The 23,605-nt window shown below is 52.7% G+C and carries 18 protein-coding genes; 5 read left to right on the plus strand and 13 right to left on the minus strand.

The annotated features are described in order from the left end of the window. Positions 1-14 precede the first annotated feature (14 nt). Positions 15-236: a hypothetical protein gene (locus tag N0M98_RS07125; protein ID WP_259617406.1), complete on the minus strand. Its 222-nt coding sequence runs from the start codon at positions 234-236 to the stop codon at positions 15-17. Continuing rightward, positions 233-568 (minus strand): hypothetical protein, encoded by a 336-nt coding sequence (locus N0M98_RS07130; RefSeq protein WP_259617407.1) that lies wholly within the window; start codon positions 566-568, stop codon positions 233-235. The genes N0M98_RS07125 and N0M98_RS07130 overlap by 4 nt, the downstream gene beginning before the upstream one ends. A gap of 299 nt (positions 569-867) precedes the next feature. On the opposite strand from N0M98_RS07130, the gene N0M98_RS07135 reads away from it, so the two are divergent. Further along, a complete protein-coding gene (locus N0M98_RS07135; RefSeq protein ID WP_249860133.1) occupies positions 868-1,836 on the plus strand; it encodes a sugar phosphate isomerase/epimerase family protein in 969 nt (322 codons plus the stop codon). Positions 1,837-2,038: 202 nt separating this feature from the next. Here N0M98_RS07135 and N0M98_RS07140 read toward each other — a convergent pair whose 3' ends face one another. Next, entirely contained in the window at positions 2,039-2,254 is a 216-nt protein-coding gene (locus N0M98_RS07140; protein WP_249860134.1) for a hypothetical protein, read from the minus strand. Between the two features lie 314 nt (positions 2,255-2,568). Between N0M98_RS07140 and N0M98_RS07145 the strand changes: the two genes are divergently transcribed. Further along, complete coding sequence (locus tag N0M98_RS07145) at positions 2,569-4,179, plus strand: nitrite/sulfite reductase (protein WP_259617408.1); 1,611 nt, start codon at positions 2,569-2,571, stop codon at positions 4,177-4,179. Positions 4,180-4,351: 172 nt separating this feature from the next. On the opposite strand, the gene uvrA is transcribed toward N0M98_RS07145, so the two are convergent. Both uvrA and uvrB read right to left on the minus strand, forming a co-directional pair. Next, positions 4,352-7,234: an excinuclease ABC subunit UvrA gene (uvrA, locus tag N0M98_RS07150; protein WP_259617409.1), complete on the minus strand. Its 2,883-nt coding sequence runs from the start codon at positions 7,232-7,234 to the stop codon at positions 4,352-4,354. Positions 7,235-7,524: 290 nt separating this feature from the next. Next, positions 7,525-9,522 carry an excinuclease ABC subunit UvrB gene (gene uvrB / locus N0M98_RS07155; protein WP_249860137.1) on the minus strand — a complete coding sequence of 666 codons (1,998 nt, stop codon included), beginning with the start codon at positions 9,520-9,522 and terminating at the stop codon, positions 7,525-7,527. A 263-nt stretch (positions 9,523-9,785) separates the two neighbouring features. On the opposite strand from uvrB, the gene N0M98_RS07160 reads away from it, so the two are divergent. Together N0M98_RS07160 and N0M98_RS07165 are read left to right on the plus strand one after the other, a co-directional pair. Then, on the plus strand, positions 9,786-10,577 hold the full coding sequence (locus tag N0M98_RS07160) for a flagellar motor protein (RefSeq protein ID WP_249860138.1): 792 nt from the start codon (positions 9,786-9,788) through the stop codon (positions 10,575-10,577). Further along, a complete protein-coding gene (locus tag N0M98_RS07165; RefSeq protein ID WP_259617410.1) occupies positions 10,561-11,322 on the plus strand; it encodes a flagellar motor protein MotB in 762 nt (253 codons plus the stop codon). Before N0M98_RS07160 ends, N0M98_RS07165 begins: the two co-directional genes overlap by 17 nt. A gap of 61 nt (positions 11,323-11,383) precedes the next feature. On the opposite strand, the gene N0M98_RS07170 is transcribed toward N0M98_RS07165, so the two are convergent. The 5 genes from N0M98_RS07170 to ftsE form a co-directional block, all read right to left on the minus strand. Then, entirely contained in the window at positions 11,384-12,670 is a 1,287-nt protein-coding gene (locus N0M98_RS07170) for a PDZ domain-containing protein (protein ID WP_249860140.1), read from the minus strand. Positions 12,671-12,810: 140 nt separating this feature from the next. Beyond that, positions 12,811-14,256: a S41 family peptidase gene (locus tag N0M98_RS07175; RefSeq protein WP_249860141.1), complete on the minus strand. Its 1,446-nt coding sequence runs from the start codon at positions 14,254-14,256 to the stop codon at positions 12,811-12,813. Positions 14,257-14,345: 89 nt separating this feature from the next. Further along, the gene (locus N0M98_RS07180) at positions 14,346-15,635 is read right to left on the minus strand and encodes a murein hydrolase activator EnvC family protein (protein ID WP_249860142.1); all 1,290 of its coding nucleotides are present in this window, start codon (positions 15,633-15,635) and stop codon (positions 14,346-14,348) included. A 114-nt stretch (positions 15,636-15,749) separates the two neighbouring features. After that, positions 15,750-16,667 carry a permease-like cell division protein FtsX gene (ftsX, locus tag N0M98_RS07185; RefSeq protein ID WP_259617411.1) on the minus strand — a complete coding sequence of 306 codons (918 nt, stop codon included), beginning with the start codon at positions 16,665-16,667 and terminating at the stop codon, positions 15,750-15,752. Further along, a complete protein-coding gene (ftsE, locus tag N0M98_RS07190) occupies positions 16,657-17,343 on the minus strand; it encodes a cell division ATP-binding protein FtsE (protein ID WP_249860144.1) in 687 nt (228 codons plus the stop codon). Before ftsE ends, ftsX begins: the two co-directional genes overlap by 11 nt. A gap of 223 nt (positions 17,344-17,566) precedes the next feature. On the opposite strand from ftsE, the gene N0M98_RS07195 reads away from it, so the two are divergent. Next, positions 17,567-19,126, plus strand: coding sequence for a VanW family protein (locus N0M98_RS07195; protein ID WP_259617412.1), 1,560 nt, complete (start codon positions 17,567-17,569; stop codon positions 19,124-19,126). Positions 19,127-19,232: 106 nt separating this feature from the next. Here the strand turns inward: N0M98_RS07195 and N0M98_RS07200 are convergent, their stop codons facing one another. The 3 genes from N0M98_RS07200 to N0M98_RS07210 form a co-directional block, all read right to left on the minus strand. Further along, positions 19,233-20,660 (minus strand): hypothetical protein, encoded by a 1,428-nt coding sequence (locus N0M98_RS07200; RefSeq protein WP_259617413.1) that lies wholly within the window; start codon positions 20,658-20,660, stop codon positions 19,233-19,235. Between the two features lie 158 nt (positions 20,661-20,818). Beyond that, positions 20,819-22,234, minus strand: coding sequence for an argininosuccinate lyase (gene argH / locus N0M98_RS07205; protein WP_259617414.1), 1,416 nt, complete (start codon positions 22,232-22,234; stop codon positions 20,819-20,821). A gap of 128 nt (positions 22,235-22,362) precedes the next feature. After that, positions 22,363-23,601, minus strand: coding sequence for an argininosuccinate synthase (locus N0M98_RS07210; RefSeq protein ID WP_259617415.1), 1,239 nt, complete (start codon positions 23,599-23,601; stop codon positions 22,363-22,365). Positions 23,602-23,605 lie beyond the last annotated feature (4 nt).

The raw sequence follows: 23,605 nt of genomic DNA on the forward strand, positions 1-23,605 counted from the left end.
CAGACTCTTTTTGTTTAATATAGGGCCAGATAGCGCTTTCCTGAATTCTCCTTCGAATACAAATAGGCCTCCGTGCCGATAACCTCAATTCGTTCCAAAGCCGTCAAATCAAAAGTACCGCCCTGTCCCTCAACCCCATTTGTTGCTTTCAATGCCTGTATGAGCTGTGGAATCATCTTATGATCGCTTGAGACGAAAGTGACCGGAATGTCCTTCTCATTAACCCGGATTCTCAAGCTGATTCCTCCTTTTCTAACGCCTTTGCGGCTTCGCCGCCGCCTTGCTGAAAACCGGAAAATAAAGAGTCCGAACGTTCCAAGCTGTGAGACTGCATGATATTGCATTGAATTTGATTGCTGCTCGATGCCGAAATAAATACGTCGCCGATATGCTGGTACACTTGGTTCTGATCTTTTTTATGGACGTGTACGTTGCCTGATTTCATATCGATATTTAGCGAAATTTGGTTAGACAACTCGACCAAGCATGTGGACTTTTTAAAGTGATTTGGGAAACGAAGCCATTGGCCGGAAACCGTTTCAACGATTTGGGTATCTTTGTTATACATATTTGATCCGCCCTCTCTTCAAAAAGTTATACATCCTGCGATCGACCGACATCGCTGCAACTTGGCTGCTTTATGCACCTCTTTTCTTCTATGGATTATGGCGCCCTTATTATTGTAATGGATCGCGAGTGCAAAGAAATGGGAACTCTGTCGAGACAACCTGTCGAAGTTTATTTTTTTCCTATGATCAAAATGCACGGCCTCTGTCCTCAACTTGGACTAGGAGCGGCGGGCAAACAATGATATAATCGGAGTATCGCGTACACGCGTACATTTTACATATTTTCGGAGGTGTCGTCATGAAGTTAGGAGTTTTTACGGTATTATTCGGACAGAAGCCTTTGGAAGAAGCGCTCGACTATATTGCATCCAAAGGCTTGGAAGCAGTTGAAATCGGCACCGGCGGTTATCCGGGCAACGCACATTGCAATCCGGATGTGCTTCTTTCCGACGACCAAGCATTGAAAGCATTTAAGAAAGCCGTCGAATCGCGCGGTCTGATGATTAGCGCTTTGAGCTGCCACGCCAATCCGCTGCATCCGCAAAAGGCGATCTCGCAGGAGCACCAGGATCTGATCCTCAAGACGATTCGGCTTGCCGAGAAGCTTGAAGTGCCTGTCGTGAACACCTTCTCCGGCTGCCCTGGCGACCATGAGGATGCCAAATATCCGAACTGGCCTGTCGCTCCTTGGCCGCCTGATTTCCAAGAAATTTTGGACTGGCAGTGGGCTAACAAGGTCATTCCTTACTGGACGGAAACGGGCAAATTCGCAGCTGACCACAACGTGAAGATCGGTCTGGAGCTGCATGGAGGTTTCTCCGTTCATACTCCGGCTACGCTACTTCGTCTGCGTGAAGCCGCGGGAGAAGCGATCGGCGCGAACCTGGACCCAAGCCATATGTGGTGGCAAGGGATCGATCCGGTTCAAGCGGTGCAAATTTTGGGCCGTGCCGGTGCGATTCACCACTTCCATGCCAAGGATACGACGATTGACCCGATCAATGTAAACAAGCACGGCTTGACCGATATGCAGTCTTATACGGCGATGCTGGACCGCGCTTGGCAGTTCCGTACCGTCGGCTTTGGCCACGATCTGAAAACATGGGCGGATATTATCAGCGCGCTTCGTCTGGTCGGCTACGATTATGTGGTCAGCATCGAGCATGAGGACGGTCTGATGTCCGTCGAGGAAGGCTTCACCAAAGCCGTCCAAAACCTGGAGCAAGTACTGATCAAAGAGCCGCTTGGAGAAATGTGGTGGGTATAGTACCCTCATCATGTCGGCATACAGCGAAAAGCCCTCAGACCACTCGGTCTGGGGCTTCATTTTTTGTCACATTAGAGATCCGCTTATTCTCGTAAGGCATCGAATGACCTTATCTGGCACTCACCGTTAGACATGCGGCTTCCGTTCTTTTATGTATCCCTGCGGCATGAGCTAAACGGCTTATTGCAATCCCGTTCTCGTGTTACAGTTTATCCATCCAGTTCATAACCATTACGACATCCATAATCAGGAACACGATCAAGCTAACCGTGCTAAAGCCGATGGCAAATGGGTTCTTTTTCGGCGAAACCAACAGACGGAATACGCCGATAGCAATGACAATGGTAAACAACATTACAAACGGGTCAAAACCGGTAAATTTGCTCGCTGCTTGCGCTGCCTCTTCAGCCAAAAACATCGAGAGACCTCCTTCAGTATACAAAAATGCTTAATTTCTATCTTATCTTGACTCGTGATGAAGTGCAAGCCATAAATAGGAAGTGTAACAAGTTTGTCAACATTTTTCGCCTTTTTTGCCTTGCTTTTCCCCATTCTACAGCTTTGAAAAAAAACGTCTTCAATCATAAGCAAATTGTTCAATACCTATAACTAAACCTTATATTACTGTAGGGCAATTCCAATTTACGTATGATCTGAAAAGTGATACTATTAGGGAGATCTTTTTCACACTAAATCAATCGGATTTACCGTTAAGGAGGAGCAATACTAACCATGGCATACGAAGCAATTTGGGCCGCCGACCCTTCCAAGATCAACAAATTCGAGCTGGTGAAGCTGGAGAAAGACGGCCTCGACGTGATCCGTACCATCATTGAGAAGTACGCTCATGAAGGATATGACTCGATTACGCCTGAAGATATGGATCGCTTCAAATGGGCCGGCGTGTATCAGCAAAAACCGAAGGATGGCCACTTTATGATGCGGGTTCGCATCAATTCCGGGATCATGACATCGGATCAAGCTCGCGCAATGGCCGATATTGCCAGAGATTACGGGCGCAATCTGGTCGATGTGACCACGAGACAAGCGATTCAATTCCATTGGCTGCGTGTCGAACATTTACCTGACATCTTTAAACGTCTGGAAGCGGTAGGGTTGTATTCCTACGAAGCATGCGGCGACTGCCCGCGCACTGTGGTAGGGAACCCGCTCGCCGGCATCGATAAAGATGAGCTGATGGATACGACGGAGCTCGTCAATCAGGTCAACGACTTCTTCTTGATGAACCGTGATTTCTCTAACCTCCCACGTAAATATAAAATGTCCATTTCTTCTAATATTTATAACTCCGGTCACGCGGAAATTCAGTGCTTGGCCTTTACTCCGGCAACCAAAGTAATCGACGGCGTCGACGTGATCGGCTTCCACGCCTGGGTCGGCGGCGGCCTGTCTGCCAAACCTCATCTGGCTAAACAGCTGGATTTGTTCGTAAAGCCTGAGGACGTGTTAAAAGTGGCGATTGGCGTAACAACCATTTATCGCGATCACGGCTACCGCGAAAAGCGCCATCATGCCCGCCTGAAGTTCCTTGTCGCCGACTGGGGTCCAGAGAAGTTTAAGGAAAAATTGATCGAGCTGATCGGCGACATGCCTGCCCGCGGCGAAGATAAAATTGCCGGCTGGAAAGCCGCCTATTTCGACGGGGTTCATCCGCAAAAGCAGGAAGGCTTGAATTATATCGGCCTGAGCGTTCCTGTTGGACGTCTTGATTCGGACGAGCTGACCGAGCTTGCCCGCATCGCCGATGAGTACGGCAACCGAACCATTCGTACTACCGTATCCCAAAACATTATTCTATCCGGCGTTCCTACGGAAAAAGTGGAAGCTGCGCTGGCGGAGAAAGTGTTCGAGCGCTTGACGCCGAATCCAAGCCATTTCATGAGCCGTACCGTATCCTGTACCGGCAACGAGTTCTGCAACCTGGCTGTGGTCGAAACCAAGCAGAGAGCCGTGCTCGTAGCCGAATATTTGGATGCCAACGTTGAATTGGACGAAGAGGTACGGATTCACTTCATCGGCTGCCCGAATGCCTGTGGTCAGAAGCATATCGCCGACATCGGCCTGCAAGGCGCGCTGGTAAAAACGCCGGAAGGCATGGTCGATGCCTTTGATATCGCCGTGGGCGGTATTCTCGGACCGGGAGCCCAATTTAACCAAGTGCTCAAAGGACGCGTGAAAGGCGACAATGTCGGCCCTGTCCTTGCGCAATTGATCTTGTATTATAAAGAAAACCGCAGCGAAGACGAGACGTTCAATCAATTCGTCAACCGTGTCGGCATTCCGGCTTTCCAGGACAAATTGACCTCCATTCTCGCCTCGTGAGAACAGCGTCTACCGACGTGACGTCCTTATATAGATAAACGGACAAGAGCCCCTTTCCACCCCGGTGGAGACGGGCTCTTGTCCGTTGAGAGAGCCCAACAGGACTGCTTAAGATGCGACTTAGGCAGCCCTGTTGTATATTCATATGAAGCTCGGTTTAGTCCGGCATCCGCTACACTACGGCATTCTCCATCTGCTTCAGTCGCTGCGCATAATCTTCGGATCTCGCCCGGTCCCGTTCCAAAATCGGCTTCAAGTAGCGGCCGGTATACGATCCATCTACTTTAACTACTTCCTCCGGCGTACCGGTAGCTACGATCGTGCCGCCTTTGCTTCCGCCTTCGGGTCCCAGATCGATCAAATAGTCCGCCGTTTTAATCACATCGAGATTATGCTCGATGACCAGCACGCTATCGCCGTTCTCGACCAAACGATGCAGCACCTTCAACAGCCGGTCAATATCGTCGATATGAAGACCCGTCGTCGGCTCGTCAAGAATATAGATCGTCTTGCCAGTGCTTCTCCGGTACAGCTCCGCTGCCAGCTTGACGCGCTGCGCTTCCCCACCCGACAGCGTCGTCGCCGGCTGGCCGAGGTTCATATAGCCCAGACCTACGTCCAGCAGCGTTTGAAGCTTGCGGTGAATACGCGGGATGTTTTTGAAAAACTCGCATGCATCCTCAATCGTCATATCCAATACTTCGGAAATATTTTTTCCTTTGTATTGAACCTCCAGCGTCTCCCGGTTATAGCGCTTGCCTTTGCAAACTTCGCACGGAACGTATACGTCGGGCAGAAAGTGCATCTCGATCTTGATAATTCCATCCCCGCGGCAGGCTTCGCAGCGGCCGCCCTTCACATTGAAGCTGAAGCGGCCCTTCTTGTATCCGCGCACCTTGGCTTCATTCGTAGCCGAATAAACGTCCCTTATATCGTCGAACACTCCCGTGTATGTTGCGGGATTGGAACGCGGAGTCCGTCCGATCGGCGACTGATCGATATCGATAACCTTATCGACATGCTCCAGACCGACGAAATCGCGGTATTCTCCGGGGCGCACCTTGGCTCCGTTCAATTCTTTGGCCAATGTTTTATACAAAATTTCGTTAATTAGCGTACTTTTGCCCGAGCCGGACACGCCGGTCACGCAAGAGAACACGCCGAGCGGAATCTTAACGCTGACATTGCGCAGATTATTTTCCTTCGCCCCTTTAATTTCCAGCCATTTGCCGTTCGGCTTGCGTCGCTCGGCGGCTACCGGAATAAACCTCTTGCCGCTTAAATACAGCCCGGTTAACGATTCCGGATCTTCCATAATCTCCTTCGGCGTTCCTTGCGCTACGACCTTGCCTCCGTGAATACCGGCTCCCGGACCGATGTCGATAATGTAGTCGGCGGCCAGCATTGTGTCCTCGTCGTGCTCGACAACGATCAAGGTGTTGCCGAGATCGCGCATATGTTCAAGCGTCTTGATCAAGCGGTCGTTATCCCGTTGATGCAGCCCGATGCTCGGCTCGTCCAGAATGTAGAGGACTCCCATCAGGCTGGAGCCGATTTGCGTGGCCAAGCGAATCCGCTGCGCCTCTCCCCCCGACAAAGTCCCGGCAGCCCGGTGCATCGTCAAATAATCCAAACCGACATTGACGAGAAAACCGAGCCGCGATTTGATTTCCTTCAAGATCAAATGCGCAATCTGCATCTCTCTATCGTTCAGCTGCAGCGTCTCGGCCCATTCCTGGGCGTCCCCGATCGACAGAGACGTCACATGAGCGATATTTTTACTATTAATCGTTACGGCCAGCGTTTCCGGTTTCAACCGTTGGCCTTTGCATTTGCCGCAAGGCTTGGAGCTCATATACGATTCGATATGCTCGCGAATGCCTTCGGAGAACGTATCGCGATACCGGCGTTCAAGGTTAGGAATAATGCCTTCGAAGGCAACCATGGCTTCTTTCCTATGCCCCATATCGTTCTCGTACCGGAACCGCACCTTCTCTCCGCCGGTCCCGTACAAAAGCTTCTTCATCTGCTCGGAGGTCAATTCGGACACCGGAACGTTCTGAGGAATCCCGTAGTGCTCGCACACAGCAGCGAGAAACTGCGGATAATAATTGGACGTACTGCCCGCCCATGCCTCGAATGCGCCCTCCTCAATCGATTGCTTCGGATTCGGAACGAGCAGATCCGGATCGACGATCATTTTGCTGCCGAGCCCGTCGCACTCCGGACAAGCCCCGAACGAGCTGTTGAAGGAAAACATTCTGGGCGCCAGCTCTTCTATGCTAAAGCCGCATTCCGGACAGGCCAAATTTTGGCTGAATAGCAGTTCCTCCTGTTCCATCACATCGACGATGACGCGGCCGCTCGCCAGCTTTAACGCCGTTTCGAGAGAATCGGCAAGCCGCGACTGCACGTCGGCCTTCACTACGATACGGTCGACGACGACTTCAATGCTATGCTTCTTGTTCTTGTCCAGCTCGATCTTCTCGGATAAGTCCATCACTTCCCCGTTGACGCGCACACGAACAAACCCTTGCTTCTGAATATCCGCAAGCAGCTTGGAATGCTCGCCCTTCCGACCGGAAACGATAGGGGCCAAAATTTGCAGGCGGGTCCGCTCCGGATATTCCATAATCCGGTCCACCATCTGCTCGACCGTCTGCGACGTAATCTCGATCTTATGCTCGGGGCAATGCGGCCGCCCGATACGGGCGAACAGCAAGCGCAAATAATCATAAATTTCCGTTACCGTTCCGACCGTGGAACGCGGGTTGCGGCTTGTCGTCTTCTGGTCGATGGAGATGGCCGGCGACAAGCCTTCGATAGAGTCGACGTCCGGCTTATCCATCTGTCCCAGAAACTGCCGGGCGTAGGCGGACAACGACTCGACGTATCTGCGCTGCCCTTCCGCATAAATCGTATCGAACGCCAGCGATGACTTACCCGAACCGCTGAGACCCGTCAGCACGACGAACTGATCGCGCGGTATCGTTACGTCAACATTTTTCAGATTGTGCGCTCTCGCGCCTTTAATGACAATATTGTCTCTTGCCACTTGCCTGCCACCATCCTTCTTCGTTTCCCAGAGCCGACGGATTCGCTTCCCGTTCAACCGGACGGAGTACATCCGGCCCCGGAATTATCTATCGTTATCAACCCGCCTTAAAGCGGGTGCCCATCTCATCATTATAACCACTAAAAGCGTGGTGAAAAACGCCGACTGCGTATGTCAAAGCAAGTATCATCCGATCGCTGCCCAACCCCGGATTTCCGGAAAAAAAGGAGAACATTACGGCTTCTCCAGATTGCTCCCGCTTGGCGATCGCAGCTTTCTCACCCGGGTTTCTACAGCTCGGCTTTTAACTCCATGACCGCATCGCGCAGCTCAGCGGCCCGTTCAAACTGCAAATTTTTGGCCGCTTCTTTCATCTCGGCCTCCAAGCGTTCGATCATCGACATCCGATCCTTCTTCGACATCTTGGTCTGCTTGATATCGGTCAAGTAGTCCGCCTTTTGCTCCGCTACCTTGACGGCTTCGATCACATCGCGCACTTTTTTCTGGATCGTCTGCGGCGTGATGCCGTGCTTCTCGTTGTAAGCTATCTGAATGCCGCGGCGGCGCTCGGTCTCGCGAATCGCTTTATCCATCGAATCGGTGATTTTGTCGCCGTACATAATGACCCGTCCGCTCGCATTCCGAGCCGCGCGGCCTATCGTTTGGATCAGCGAGCGTTCCGCGCGCAGGAAGCCTTCCTTATCCGCATCGAGAATCGCCACCAGCGATACTTCCGGAAGATCGAGGCCTTCGCGGAGCAGGTTGATCCCGACCAGCACGTGGAAGGTGCCGAGCCGGAGCTCCCGCAAAATTTGCATCCGCTCCAGCGTCTTAATATCCGAATGCAGATAGCGAACCTTAATGCCGACCTCTTTCAAGTAATCGGTCAAATCTTCGGCCATCTTCTTCGTCAGGGTCGTGACGAGAACCCGCTCATCCTTGCGGATGCGGTCGTGAATTTCCCCGAGCATGTCATCGATCTGCCCTTTCGTCGGACGAACCTCGATAATCGGGTCGAGCAAGCCGGTAGGACGAATGATCTGTTCGACCATCTCCGGACAATGCTCCATCTCGTAAGGACCCGGGGTCGCCGAAATGAACAGCGCCTGAGTTACCTTACGCTCGAACTCCTCAAACCGCAGCGGCCGGTTATCCATCGCCGACGGAAGACGGAAGCCGTGCTCTACGAGCACTTCCTTCCGCGCCCGGTCGCCGTTGTACATCGCCCGGATCTGCGGTATGGTCGCATGCGATTCGTCGATGACGATCAGCATATCGTCCGGGAAATAATCGAATAGCGTATAAGGCGTCGCTCCCCGCTCCCGGAACGTCAGCGGTCCCGAATAGTTCTCGATGCCGGAGCAGAATCCCATCTCCTGCATCATCTCGATGTCATAACGGGTACGCTGTTCAAGCCGCTGAGCCTCCAGCAGCTTGCCGTTCTCGCGCAGCTCCGCAAGCCGTTCCTCCAGCTCGCGCTCGATGTTCACGAGCGCCCGCTTCATCGTATCCTCATGGGTTACGAAGTGAGACGCCGGGAAAATCGCGATATGATCGCGCTCGCCGAGGATTTCCCCGGTCAGCACGTCGATCTCCGTAATCCGCTCGATTTCGTCTCCGAACAGCTCGACCCTGACGGCATGTTCGCTGTTCGATGCCGGGAAAATCTCGACGACGTCGCCGCGAACGCGGAACGTCCCGCGAACGAAGTTGATGTCGTTGCGCTGATATTGGATATCGATCAGCCGGTGCAGGATCTCGTTGCGCGGCCGCTCCATTCCCGTGCGCAGCGAGAGCACGAGATTGCGGTATTCCGTAGGCGAACCCAAGCCGTATATGCAAGACACGCTGGCCACGATAATGACGTCGCGGCGCTCGAATAACGAGCTGGTCGCGGAGTGGCGAAGCTTGTCGATCTCGTCGTTGATGCTCGAATCCTTCTCAATAAACGTATCGGACGAAGGAATATACGCCTCCGGCTGATAGTAATCGTAATAACTGACGAAATATTCAACCGCATTGTTCGGGAAAAACTCCTTCAATTCACTGCACAGCTGCGCGGCCAGCGTCTTGTTGTGGGCTATCAGCAGCGTCGGCCGGTTCAGCGCGGCAATCACCTGCGCGGCGGTAAAGGTCTTGCCCGTACCCGTCGCTCCAAGCAGCGTCTGATGCTTCTTCCCCGCCCGTATGCCTGCCACGAGCTGCTCGATCGCCTTCGGCTGATCTCCTTGCGGAGAAAAATCCGAGACCAGCTCAAAGCGCTTGTCACTCATCCTCACTTCGTTCATTTCATCACCCGTCCATTGAAAAAGATCGCCTTCTATAAACTTTTGCCTGAATGTATCCGATAAATACTATGCGTCACTCGACGCAGGTTGACTCCGTTCGACTTTTTCCTCTATAGGAATGTTTGTTCCCATATATTATACCTTTTTTCGGCTATTGTTGCAAACTCCTAAAGCTTCCTCATATTAGTATTTTGCAGCCGCTGAAGGAACGGGACCTTACGCAAATACGTTTATCATTTATTCGAACTAGGGGTGGTACAAAGGTGGATTTGACAACGATTATAGGTCTCGTAATTGGCCTCGGAGCCTTGGTGGGCGGTTATATGTGGGATGGCGGCCATCTGTCGGCCCTCGTCGTGCCAAGCGCCATGCTGATTATTTTCGGAGGCACCATCGGGGCGATCTGCATCAGCTTTCCGATGTCCCGCCTGAAGGAAGTCGGCAAAGCGCTCAAAATGGCTTTTACAGAGAACAAAAGAGAGCCTGGAGCGATTATCGACGAGCTTGTCGACATGGCGACCGTTGCGAGAAGAGAAGGGGTTCTGGCGCTGGAGCAGCGCGCGCAAGAACATTCGAATACATTTTTGCGAGACGGTCTGATGATGGTCGTCGACGGCACCGATCCCGAACTGACGCGTCAAATCCTTGAGCTCGAAATGGATGCGCTGGAGCATCATCATGAAGGCTGGGCCAAAATATTCGAAGCGGCCGGCGGCTTCGCCCCTTCCATGGGGATCATCGGCACGGTTATGGGCCTGATTCACGTTCTGGGCAACTTATCCGATCCGGGCACGCTGGGGCCCGCTATTGCGGTTGCCTTCACGGCCACGCTGTACGGCGTCTCGTCCGCCAACGTAATTTATTTGCCTATCGCGCAAAAAATCAAGATTCGCAGCAAAGAGCAGATTTCCGATATGGAACTGATGCTGGAAGGCATCCTCGCGCTGCAGGCGGGTGAAAATCCGCAGCTCATCAAGAAGAAGCTGAACTCCTTCCTGCACCAAGACCATAAGAAAGCCGAAGGCGAAGGTGATAACGGTGGCGAGGAAAACTAAGAAGCACGCGGATCACGAAAATCACGAACGATGGCTGATCACATACGCCGACTTGATCACATTGCTGCTGATCTTTTTCGTCATCATGTACGCCATGAGCAAGATCGATAACGAGAAATATCAGGTGCTGGCCTCGGCCCTCAGCTTCGAATTCAAAAAAGCGGAAACCGTCATGCCGCAAGGACAAGGCGTTCTCGGGCAAGTAAGTACCGCTAAAGCGCGGGACGGCGAGAAAACCGAGGACGACGAGAAGGATAAGAAGGAAAAGGAAGAGCGGGAACGCGAGAAGCAGCTCGAAGACCTGCTCGCCAAAGTTCAGATGTACATCGAGGAGCAAAATCTGCAGGCTCAAGTATCCGCAGCCGACACGCCGCGAGGGGTCGCCGTTACGCTGAAAGATTTATTCCTGTTCGACCTGGGCAAAGCCGAGCTTAAGAAGGAAGCTTACCCGGTCTTGAACCAGCTCGCTACCCTGTTCCCTACTCTGAATGCCACGATCAGTATCGAAGGACACACGGATAATTTGCCGCTTGCTACCGGTTCGCTGTACAAGGACAACTGGGGTTTGTCCAACGAACGGTCGTTGTCGGTTCTCCGCTACTTCGTCTATAACGAAGGGATGGACCCGAAGAAGTTCATCTCTACCGGCTATGCCGATACGCGCCCGGTTGCCGATAACGATACGCCCGAGAACCGCTCCAAAAACCGCCGCGTCGAAATCGTCGTGCTGCGCGATAAGGACTAAACGAAAAGCTGCCGGAGAACATTCCGACAGCTTTTTTGCTATTCCGCTTCGGCGGCCTGCCCTACATCGGCTTCGTTCCCGAAGGCTTGCTTGCAATGCCGACCAGTTTTTTCCTCATATAGGCGATAATATGCGTCTGCTTCTCTTCCGCGTAATACAGCGCATCCTGATCGGGCGCCAGCAAAATGCCGAGCTGATGATGCTCCCCGGAGAAGATGGCGCGCTTGAGGAACTTGCTCTCCCCTTCGAGATTAAGCACCTCCAGCTTGCAAAAGGCCGAATTGACCTGCATCGCCTGATGCAGCTCCTGCTTCGTCTTCACGGGAAACCCGTTCACCTTATGCAAAATTTCGCCCGGCACGATCCCGAGCTCTTCCGCCGCGCTGCCCGGCAGTACGCCCAGCACCTTGAGCCCCCTGCCGTCATGGACGAAGATCGGGCTGCGCCGCGATTCGTCATAGCGGCTGTACCACAGCAGCGCTTCATGGAGCAGAATGCACAGCAGCGACGCGACAAGCGTCAGAACCGGCCACAGATAGGCCAACAACGCCAGCAGCAGAACGGCCAGCGCGTAGACGATCAGCATGCGCGAAGTCATCCGCACCTTCTCCTGCGGGCGTCTGGACATCGTCATTTCGGCAAAGCCGATCATGACCGGAAAGCCGACGATCGCCCAGCCGCCGCTCCAGAGGTCGCCGCCGAGCAGCGGCGTCCATGGCAGAGCTATCGCGCTGCCGCCCTGCACGGGAACGAGCAGAAACAGCGCTACCGGCCAAAATCCCTGGAGATGATAGCCGCCGACAATTTTACCCCGTTTGCCTCCATAGAACATCGGCGTAGCCGTCCGAGTCCCCTGTATCCTCACCAGTACCGCCTCTACCAGATGCAGAACGGCTGCCAGCGCCAAGAGCGACGGCATGTTTAAACCGGCTACCGCCTCCGCCAGCTGCCGCGGCACGGCATCGGCCAATGCGGGGATAGCGAGAAATAACACATGCACGATACCGATCGCTCCAATGGCATACGCCCAACACAGAAAGCGCACCCGGAACAAAATGAATACCAGCGATACGATCCACAGCAGAATCACCGCATCGACCGTAAGAGTCGCTCCTACTGCCGCCATCAGCACCGAAGCCAGAATGCCTCCGATCCAGCCCCACAGGAGCGCCCGCCACGTCTCGGAAATCAGCGAATGGAGCTTGGTGTGAAACAGTTTGCGCTCGAACATAATTTGCCGGCGGTACTGCAAAACAATCAATAAGATACCTATGTAGTAAAACGGGTGAATGAGCAACTGGAACAGGGCGTGAAGCCCTTGTTTTGCCACTTCCAACAATACGGTCATCGGGCTGCTCCTTCGCATTTATAATCGTTCTTGGCAAACAAAAAAAGGCAAGAAGGCTGGTCTCCCAACCTTGTTACCTTTTCGACGCCTGAAGGCGAATCTCCTTCTATCCCCGCATTTTTCCAAACTTGGGAAGAAGCTTATTTTATAACGGATTGCACATATTGAACCGCCGCTTTCAGCTGCAAATCGTTTTTCGGGTCCTTGATTTCGTTCAATATCGCTTTCTCCAGCCTATTCGCGGTATCCGTATCGACTTCGCCGGTTACGGGGATATTCTGCTGCCGCTGGAACGCTTTGACCGCCTGCGCGGTCTTCTCGCTGAAGTAGCCGTCCGTACGGTCGGGATTCAGCCCGAGACCGGATAGCATAATCTGTAGATTCTTAATGTCGTCGCCTGTCGTATCCGGCTTTAGCGTCGCTTTCTTGGTCAGCGGAGCGACCTTGAAATAATCCGGCTGATCTACCGCGATATCCGGCGAAATTCCTTTTTTATGAATCCATGTGCCGCTTGGCGTCAGCCATTTGTACACGGTCATCTTAATATTGCTGCCGTCGCCCATCTCTTTCTCGAACGGCACCTGAACGGTACCTTTGCCGAAGGAGGTCTCGCCGACCAGCTTGCTGCCCGCCGAATCATGGAGAGCTCCCGCCAAAATTTCCGAGGCGCTCGCGCTGCCTTTGTTCATAAGCACGGCCACCGGATAGTTTTTGCCCGCTCCTTGCGACGGAGTGTCCTCCTGCTTGCCTTGACGGTCCTCGATCTTCACGATCGGCTTGCCTTTGGGCACAAACGGCTCGACAATGTCCACAACCGCCTGCAGCAGCCCGCCCGGATCGTTGCGCACGTCGATGATCAGCCCTTTCATCCCTTTAGCTTCAAGAGATGTCAGCTCCTCCTTGAACCGCTTCGCGGTATTGGTCGAAAACTGGCGAATTTCGATCTTGCCGATATTGCCTTGCAGCATTTCCGCATAGACCGTCTCCACGTCGATATCGTCCCGAACCACAATCATTTGAATCGGCTCCTGCGTTCCGGAGCGCAATATCTCCAGCTTCGCCTGCGTTCCTTTGGGGCCGCGGATTTTCATAATCGCCTGGTTCAACGTAAGCCCGTCCAGCTTTTCGCCGTTGACCGACACGATCACGTCTTTGGCGTGCAATCCCGCTTTCTCCGCAGGAGAGCCTTTGATCGGCGCGACGATGGTCACTTTGCCGTCCTCGGAAGACACCTCGGCTCCGATCCCTTGGAACGATGACGTGATGCTCTCGTCGAACTGCTTGGCCTCATTTTGGTCCATGTACACGGTAAAAGGGTCATCGAGCGTCGCAAGCATGCCGTTGATCGCTCCATTGACTACTTTATCGTGATCGACCTGGTTCAAAAACTTGTTCTCGATCAGTTGATACGTCGTCGATATTTTGCTCAGATCCTTTGAGGTCAAACTGCCGCCCGAGGGTGCGGCCCCTCCGCCCTTGCCGACCGCCGCCAGCATGGACGGGTTTACGATCGTCAGCGTCATAATGCTGCTGGCGAACATAGCCAGCAAAATAAATGCCAAAACCGTACGTCCCTTAAATGTCATTGTTCCTTCATACACCGCCTTTGTTAAAGCCTGGATGAAAACTCGTCCTTGTAGTATATGACAAGCTATTTGAAATTATTAACAGCGGTTTATTTCAAGTATGGTTTAGGATCGACGGGAGACTCGTTTATACGCACCTCAAAATGCACGTGGTTGCCCGTCGATTCGCCGGTCGAGCCGACCTCCGCAATTTTTTGTCCCCGTTTGACATGGTCGCCTTTCTCTACGACGGTGCCTCCATTGCGGATATGACCGTACAGCGTCCAGTACCCGTTGCCATGGTCGATAATGACCGTATTTCCATAGCCGCTCCACCAGGAAGCGACGATAACGTCTCCGTCTCCGGCAGCCAGTATATCGGTTCCGTTCGGAGCCGCCAGGTCAATCCCTTTATGCAGCGTTCTTACGCCCGTGAACGGATCGGACCGATAGCCGAAATCCGACGACATAGGCGCTGTCTTAGCCAGCGGGTAGCCGAACTTGCCGCCGCCGGTAGCGACTGGAGCCGAAGACGTGCCTGAGGGCGCCTTGGCGCCTCCTCCACTGCTGCCGCCGCTGTTTCCTTTGGCCGCCGCCTGGGCCGCCTTGGCTGCCGCCGCAGCCTCCTCCGCTGCCGCCGCTTTACGCTTGTCGGCCGCGAGCTGGGCGGATTTGCGCGCATACTGAAGCAGCTGCTGCTCCTGATCATCGCTGATGCTCTCCAGATCTTTCTCCTTCTGGTTCAAGCTCGCAATCTTGACTTCCTTCTCTTTCTCTTTGGCGACCAGATTCGCTTGAACGGTAGCGGACTGGCTGTACAAATCGCTGACCTGCTTCAGCTCTTGTTCAATCTGCGCCTGCTTCGTCTCTTTGGTCGCCCTGTCTCGCTGATTGGCCTCCAATATTTCTTTGTCTTGCGCCACTATCGACTTTAAGGCATTCATCCGGTCCAAAAAATCGCTGAAGCTCGTAGAGCTGAGCAGCACATCGGCATAGGAGACGACACCGTTCATATACATTAGCCGCAGCCGCGATTTGAGCAATGCGTCTCTGGATGCGATTTGCTCCTTCACTTCATCCAGCAGCTTGCCGTTTTCCTTCAAATCGTCCTTGGTCGAAGCGATCTGGTCGTTGAGTTCATTCAGCTTCAAATTCGCCGCTTCAATCTGCTTCTGCAAGCTTTTCACTTCGTCTTCCGTTTGCTGCTTTTCCGTTTGAACCTTGCCTATCTCGTTTTTCGTATCGGTGGCCTTTTGCTGGGTAGTGGACTGCTGCTTTTTCAATTGATCCAGCTGCTGCTGAATCTTTTGCGATTCGGATAAAGCGAAGGATAGCTGCGGCACGAGCAGCGTGCCCGCCATACCTGCGGTAACGACCAGTGACAGAACGGACTTCTTCAACTTTCGTTTCCTCCCCTACCGGACTATTGCAGGCTTGTCCCTGCGTTTGTTGATTTATGCCCCCTAGAAGCGCAGCTATTGATGCGCAGCCTGCGGCCACGTTTCACCGGGCTTCTATACGCGTAAAAATTTGCGCACCGACAATGTGCTCCCGAATATTCCTATCAATATCCCGATCCCCAGCAGTAAGCACGGCATCGTTACGTAAATTTGGTTAAAAGGCAGCAGCTTGATCATAAGCAGACTCAGATCAAGCTGCGTCAAGCTCATCATTTCCCAGTAAGCATACAGCAATATGCCGGTCGGAATGACCGAGCCTACGATTCCGAGCATCGCCCCTTCGATGAAGAACGGCCACCGGATAAACGAATTGGTCGCTCCGACCAGCTTCATGATCGCAATTTCGCGGCGCCGCGCCACAATCGTCAGCTTGATCGTATTGGCAATCAGAAACATCGCCGTCAAGGCGAGCCCGGCCACCAGTATAAGCCCGATATTGCGTACGATCTCCGTCACTTTGAACATCGTCTCGACGGTACCCTGTCCGTAGCTGACCCGATAGATCGGCTTCGACGGCTGCGTCTTGTTCAAATCGCTGATATGCTGCGCTACCGTCCCGACCTGTCTCGGCTCGACCACCTCTACGGTGAAGGAATCGTTAAGCGGGTTATTGTCTCCGTCAAAGCCTTCCAGCAGCTGCTTGCCGCTGTCCCCGAGCTTCTCGCGAAGGTACTCCAGTCCCTCATCCTTCGATACGAACGTCACTGCCGCAACCTGCGGGATGGAAGTAATTTCGCTTTGCAGCGGGGCTATCTGATCCTGCGGGGTGTTAACGTCGAGATACACCTTGATTTCAACCTGCTGCTCGATCTGCTGGGCCAAATAATTGACATTCAGCGTGAGCAGCAAAAAAATGCCCAAAATAAACAGCGATATGGCGATGGAGCTCACCGACGCGAATGTCATCCAGCCATTGCGGATCACATTTTTGCCGCCCTCCCGAAGGTGGCGGAAGCCTGTGCTAATCCTCATAGCCGTATTCACCCCTCACTTCATCGCGGGCAATTTGTCCCTTCTCAATAGCCAGAACGCGCTTGCGCATCGTATTAACGATCTCCTTGTTGTGCGTCGCCATAATGATCGTGGTGCCGCGGAAGTTAATTTCCTCCATCAGCTTCATAATGTCCCATGACGTTTCGGGGTCGAGATTTCCCGTCGGCTCATCGGCAATGATGACGGCGGGATTGTTCACGATCGCTCTGGCAATCGCCACCCGCTGCTGCTCGCCTCCGGATAACTGCGTAGGCAAAGACCCTGCTTTGTCCCGCAGCCGAACGAGCTCCAGCACCTCTTGAACGCGCCTTCGGATCAATTTCTTGGGAGCCTCTATGACTTCCATGGCAAAAGCGATATTTTCATAAACGGTTAGCTTCGGCAGCAGCCGGAAGTCCTGAAAAATGACGCCGATATTGCGCCTGACATAAGGGATTTTGCGCTGTTTCAGCTTTTCGAGATTAAAACCGTTGACGAAAATACTTCCCTTGCTCGGTCTCTCTTCTCTATAGATCAGCTTCATAAATGTCGATTTTCCTGCTCCCGACGGGCCAACGACATATAAGAACTCATTGCGGTCCACCTTGACATTAATGCCCCGCAAGGCTTGGCTTCCATCGGGATACGTCTTCCATACGTCATGCATTTCTATCACGGTATCACATCCTGATTGTTCACTAGCTTATATCCATTCGACATAAACGGGTAAAATCCTTTACTTGTAAAAGATTTTCAACACTTTTTCACAATTACGCCAGCATTTTTTGTTGAAAACACGAATAACCCCGCAGGCAATTTTCCGGATTGTCGGCATATACATCAAGATGTACGAGCAGAACTTGTCACACACGGAACCACGGTCAAAAGGAGACGAAACGATGACGCTTCAGCGTATATTTTGGGTGCGGATGCTGTTAGGCTTACTGCTGTTCATAGGCGCTGCTTGTGCAACGATGGTCTGGTATGGCACACAGCGGACGCTCCCCCCGGGGCTAACCGTAGATCATTGGGAGGTTGGCGGGATTACGATCGCCGAGTTTGAACGACAGCTGGAGGACAAAAAAAAGCTGCTTCTTCAGCAGACGGTCCGCATGGAAAGCAGGCGTCCCGATGTTCAGGTACAGCCTGCGGATTGGATGCTCGAACAGTTGGGACTCGAGCTCCCCCTTCAGGAAGTGAGCGATCGCCTTCAACCGTTAAAAAACGGCTCGATATTTCAAAGGGCCGTCTACCGATGGCGTATTCGAAATGCCGAATGGCCGCTTGCCGCTTCCTTTGATGCATCCAAGCTTCACGCTGCTTTGATGCGCGGTTTTCCGGAGCTGTATAACAAGCAGCCTGAAGATGCCCAAAGAATTATCGGCCCGAACGATATGATCAGCTATGTGCCTGAAACAGCGGTCATGCGGATCAACGAACCGGAACTGCTGAATCAGCTGCAGCACATTCTCCCCTCTATGGGCGCTATCGGTTGGACTGCCGCAGCGGATAGCCGGCAGTTGGCAAACTATCCTTTTGGAGAAGGGTCTTCGCAATCGGCGGTACATGGAATGAAGCCGGAGGATGCCGCGCCCGCCGTAACTCCGGTGGCCAAATCCCCGTTTCTGATTGCGCTCCCTTTTATTAGGCAGGAGCCTGCACTGAATATCAGTATGCTTCAGGCCCAAGGCATCGACCGTAAAATCAGCGAATTCACAACCACTTACCCGCAAAACGGAGAAGGCCGGATTCACAATATACGCTCCACAGCTCAGTCCATTCAAGATGTATTATTAAAGCCGGGAGAAACCTTCGACTACGCTGCCTATATCGCTCAGACAGAAGCCAAATTCGGCTTCAAGGAAGCCCCGGTCATTCTGAACGGCAAGCTGGTACCCGGTATTGGCGGAGGCATCTGCCAGGTATCCTCCACGCTGTATAATGCGGTGCTGCGGGCAGGTCTGCAGATCGTCGAGCGGCGCAACCACTCGCTGCCGGTAAGCTATGTTCCGCTAGGACAGGACGCCACCTTTGCCAGCGGGCATATTAACTTTAAATTCCGCAACAATACGGAAAAATACATCCTGATCCGCACCTACACCGATGACCGGCGAATTACGGTAAAATTATTCGGCCAAACGCCTGCCGACGTTACCTACGCCGTAGAATCGACTACAATCGAGAAGCTGCAGCCTTCGATTAAATATGTGTTAAACCCTACTCTCCCTAACGGAAGGAAACAAACCATCAGCAAAGGAAAAACCGGTTATGTCGTAGATACGTACCGAATCAAATTGCAAAACGGTATTGAGGTAAGCAGAGAACGAGTATCCCGCGACACCTATGCCGCGCAGCCTACTATCATTGCAACGAATGACGGAGGGGCCATTGAGCCGAATACCCGCCGTCCAGAAGCTCCGCTTATCGAGGATGGAGTAAAGGGGCCGACGTTCCGCTAACCGGGTGCGTGCTCCTTTTCGAATCAACCGCAACGCAAAGAGGCCCCCCTAATACATTTAGAGAGGCCTTTTACGTTGCAAGTAACGGTCAATTCGATGGAGCGTTTCATTTTCCCGATTGTAACTGTTCTTCCAATACGGCTTCCGCCGTGACCGAGTTTCTCCACACTCCATCCTTCGCATCCAAGAAATAGTCGATATAACTTTTCTTTGCTACAGGTCTGTACACAAGCTTCAATGAAACGGGTTTTACATCGCCGGCTGCAACAGCTTCCTCCTCCGCTCCGGATCCCGAGCCTTTAACGGCTTCGTAGCTCAGCTTCAGGTCAAATTTGTTTACCAGCATAGCTTTCAGTTTCGTCTCATCAAGCTGCAGATCTTCATTCATAGGCTCTGATAAAGTGTTAGTATAATAAGCCACTTCTCCTGAAGCTTTATCAATACTTACCACAATTGATCCGCGTTCCGTCCCCCCATTAGTATGTTTTAAAAAAAAGAAAGTATAATGACTAGCCCCTCCTAACGAAGAAATCGTGCTTGCTTCCAGGCGGACGTCGCTTAACACCAGACCCTGAGTGTAATCCGATGCAAACTGATTGATAAAGTCAGATGCTTTCTGCTTCGCTTCTTTCTCGCTCACTTCTCTGCCGCCTTCAATAGGGCAGTCGTTGTAGTAATCAACAAGCAAACCTGTGCTTTGCTGCAACTGTACTCTGGCGGGACAATACCCGGTTTCAAATGTCTTTGAAGAATACGACCAGAATACATTCCAAAAAGGTCCGTTTAAAAAGTCGTTTATACCTCCATCATTTGTATAGATATTGGGAGCTCCGGCTCCACGTGGAGGCTTAACCATCAACAGGGCGCGCTGAAGCGCATCGTCTTTAGTAATAAGCGGCTTCGCTGAAGAGGCGGTTTGTGTCTTGAGAGTGCCTTGAGTTTCGAGCGGTTCCGCTTTTTTCATGGCGGCTGGTTCACCTGCGGTTGCGGATTTCTCTCCGAGCAATTGACCGGTTTCAGCATCAATACGATTATCCTGGTTGATCCAGTACTCTAGATAACGCTGCTTTGCTTCCCCTCGACTCGCTTGGCCAGAAGTTCTGTAGCTAATGAGGGGTTGTATTTGCTTCAAAAATGCATCTTTAGCCGCTTCCTCTGAAATCTTCGCTCCTGATGACGGGAGCTGCAATTTCCGATCCCAATTGATCTGTTCCATCATAATTTTACCTGAAGTATCAATGCTTAGAAATATGTTATTGTCCGGAAATTCCGTTCCTTGAATGACACGTTTGAAAAAAACGTTATACGACTTCCCATCGCTTCTGTCGATTTCACGATAATCTTCAACGATCGTTTCTCCCTTAGTGTAAGGATACTTGGTCTCCACATACCGGGTTGCAAAGTTTAATGCCTGACTCAAGCTGTTCACTTGAACGTCGGATGCCTCCGCTTTTACCCCAGGCAATAAAGTGCCTAGAAACAATAAGGTAAGCAGTGCCGTAAACACATGTAAAGGATAGCGTTTCTTTTTCATCGTTACCTCCATAAATTGGAATTTATTACAGAGGTTTAGACGCAAATTAAGCACCTATTGTTTCGAATCTAAAATTTTTTTTATATTCATGCGCTGCCAATACAAAAACCCGCTTCCGTCAAAGCAACGCTTTTGCGGAAACGGGTCCTTTTAAAGGTTTAGTGGCTCTTGCTGTAATACTGCTCAAACCATTCGTTTGTTTTATTGAACACAACCTCAGCGCGCGCAATCGCTTCGCTCACCTGATTGCTTGCCGTTCCGCCGTAAACGTTGCGGGCGTTTACCACTTGCTCCGGCTGCAGCACCTTGTAGATGTCCTGCTCGAACAGCTTGGAAAATTGATGGAACTCGTCCAGCGTCAAATCCAGCAGGAATTTGCCGTTCTGGATGCAGTACAGTACCGTCTTGCCGATCACCTCATGCGCTTGACGGAACGGCAGCCCTTTGTTGACCAAATAGTCGGCGATATCCGTAGCGTTCGAGAAATCCTGATTGACCGCCCGACGCATACGCTCCTTGTTCACCTTCATCGTGCTGACCATCGGGGCGTACAGCTGAAGCGCGCCCTGCAGCGTGCGCACGGTATCGAACATGCCTTCCTTATCTTCCTGCATGTCCTTGTTGTAGGCAAGCGGCAGCGACTTGAGCACGGTCAAGAGACCGACCAGATTGCCGTAGACGCGGCCCGTTTTACCGCGAACCAGCTCCGGCACGTCCGGATTTTTCTTCTGCGGCATAATGCTGCTGCCCGTACAGAATGCATCGTCGAGCTCAATAAAATGAAACTCGGTGCTGGACCATAGAATAAACTCCTCGCTGAGCCGCGACAAGTGCATCATGATCATCGACGCGTTGGACAGAAACTCGATAATAAAGTCGCGGTCGCTGACCGCATCGAGCGAATTCTCGTACACGCCGTCGAACCCGAGCTGCCCGGCGACGAAATGACGGTCGATCGGGAACGTCGTCCCCGCCAAAGCTCCCGCTCCGAGAGGCAGCACGTTGATCCGCTTGTAGCTATCCTGCAGCCGCTCGATATCGCGCTGGAACATCGATACGTAAGCCATCAAATGATGGGCGAACAAAATCGGCTGCGCGCGCTGCAAATGCGTATAGCCCGGCACGATCGTCTCCAAATTTTGCTTCGCTTGCCCGATCAGCGCTTCCTGCAGCTTGTTCAGCAAGCCGACGAACTCAACGACCCGCTTGCGCAAATACAGATGCATATCCGTCGCCACCTGGTCGTTGCGGCTGCGTCCGGTATGCAGCTTGCCGCCGACAGGGCCTACCTCGTCGATCAGCGCTTTCTCGATATTCATATGAATATCTTCGTCGCTCACGGAGAACTCCAGTTCGCCGCGGCGGATCATCCCCTGCACATGAAGCAGGCCGTCCTTGATTTTCTCCACATCGTCCAGCGGCAAAATCCCGCATTTGCCGAGCATCGTGACATGCGCAAGACTGCCTTGAATATCTTCTTCGGCCAGCTCTTTATCGAACAGAATGGAAGCCGTATATTCTTCCACCAGCTGATCCGTTTTTTTCGTAAATCGTCCACCCCAAAGCTTTGACACGGCGATTGCCCCTTTCTAAACCTCTCTTGGCTGTAAACGCGATGCAGGGCTTCCCTGTGGAGTCAACCGTCCGTAGAGAAGCCCGCTCCGCCGTCAGACCGCTTATGTAAGCCGCCTTTCGGAACGTATTATTTTTTGGCGTTTTGCTGAACGCCGGAGGATACTTTCAAACGCAGCGCATTCAAACGGATAAATCCGGTGGCGTCGCCTTGGTTGTACGCTTGCGTCGGATCGGCTTCCATCGTGGCGATATCCGGGTTGTACAAGCTCACAGGGCTTTGTACGCCGGCGCCGATCACATTGCCTTTGTACAGCTTCAAGCGCACGGTGCCGGTTACGTTTTTCTGGCTTTCGTCCACGAGCGCTTGCAGAGCCAGACGCTCCGGAGCGAACCAGAAGCCGTTGTATACGAGCGTAGCGTAACGGGAGATCAGGGAATCGCGAAGACTCATAACCTCGCGGTCCATCGTCAGCGACTCCATCTTGCGGTGCGCCGTGAACAGGATCGTTCCGCCCGGAGTCTCGTACACGCCGCGGCTCTTCATGCCGACGAAGCGGTTCTCTACCATGTCGACGCGGCCGATGCCGTGCTTGCCGCCGAGCTCGTTCAGACGCTCCATGACCTGCAGCGGGTTCATCAGGTCGCCGTTCAAGCCGACGCAGTTCCCTTTTTCAAAGTTCAATTCCACGTATTCCGCTTGATCCGGAGCGTCCTCAGGGTCTACGCTGAGCACGAACATATCTTTGTTCGACGTCGCGCTCGGATCGAACCAAGGATCTTCCAGCATGCCGCTCTCGAAGCTGATGTGCAGCAGGTTGCGGTCCGTGGAATAAGGCTTCGCCGCCGAAGCGGTTACCGGAATGCCGTGCTTCTCGGCATAGGCGATCATTTCCGCGCGTCCCGGGAACGTGTCGCGGAACTCATCCAGACGCCAAGGCGCAATCACGTCAAGCTCAGGAGCGAGCGCCGCTACCGTCAGCTCAAAGCGCACTTGGTCGTTTCCTTTGCCTGTAGCGCCATGTGCGATAGCTGTAGCGCCCTCTTTGCGGGCGATCTCGACCATACGCTGGGCGATCAGCGGACGGGCGATGCTCGTGCCCAGCAAATACTGGCCTTCGTACAAAGCTCCCGCTTGGAACATCGGGAAGATGAAGTCTTTGGCGAACTCGTCGCGCAGATCGTCGATATAGATTTTGGATGCGCCGGTAGCGAGAGCTTTCGCTTCAAGACCGTCCAGCTCTTCCTTTTGCCCGATATCGGCCGTGAACGCGATAATTTCCGCGTCATACGTTTCTTTTAACCATTTCAAAATGATCGATGTATCCAAACCGCCCGAATAGGCCAGTACGATTTTTTGCTTTGCCATGTTT

The organism is Paenibacillus doosanensis, from assembly GCF_025060755.1.
GTDB lineage: Bacteria > Bacillota > Bacilli > Paenibacillales > NBRC-103111 > Paenibacillus_S > Paenibacillus_S doosanensis.

Coding starts and splice junctions, on each gene's coding strand:
- N0M98_RS07130 (WP_259617407.1), bottom strand. CDS start 568: ATGTATAACAAAGATACCCAAATCGTTGAAACGGTTTCCGGCCAATGG.
- N0M98_RS07135 (WP_249860133.1), top strand. CDS start 868: ATGAAGTTAGGAGTTTTTACGGTATTATTCGGACAGAAGCCTTTGGAA.
- N0M98_RS07140 (WP_249860134.1), bottom strand. CDS start 2,254: ATGTTTTTGGCTGAAGAGGCAGCGCAAGCAGCGAGCAAATTTACCGGT.
- N0M98_RS07145 (WP_259617408.1), top strand. CDS start 2,569: ATGGCATACGAAGCAATTTGGGCCGCCGACCCTTCCAAGATCAACAAA.
- uvrB (WP_249860137.1), bottom strand. CDS start 9,522: ATGAACGAAGTGAGGATGAGTGACAAGCGCTTTGAGCTGGTCTCGGAT.
- N0M98_RS07170 (WP_249860140.1), bottom strand. CDS start 12,670: ATGACCGTATTGTTGGAAGTGGCAAAACAAGGGCTTCACGCCCTGTTC.
- N0M98_RS07175 (WP_249860141.1), bottom strand. CDS start 14,256: ATGACATTTAAGGGACGTACGGTTTTGGCATTTATTTTGCTGGCTATG.
- ftsX (WP_259617411.1), bottom strand. CDS start 16,667: ATGAGGATTAGCACAGGCTTCCGCCACCTTCGGGAGGGCGGCAAAAAT.
- N0M98_RS07195 (WP_259617412.1), top strand. CDS start 17,567: ATGACGCTTCAGCGTATATTTTGGGTGCGGATGCTGTTAGGCTTACTG.
- N0M98_RS07200 (WP_259617413.1), bottom strand. CDS start 20,660: ATGAAAAAGAAACGCTATCCTTTACATGTGTTTACGGCACTGCTTACC.
- N0M98_RS07210 (WP_259617415.1), bottom strand. CDS start 23,601: ATGGCAAAGCAAAAAATCGTACTGGCCTATTCGGGCGGTTTGGATACA.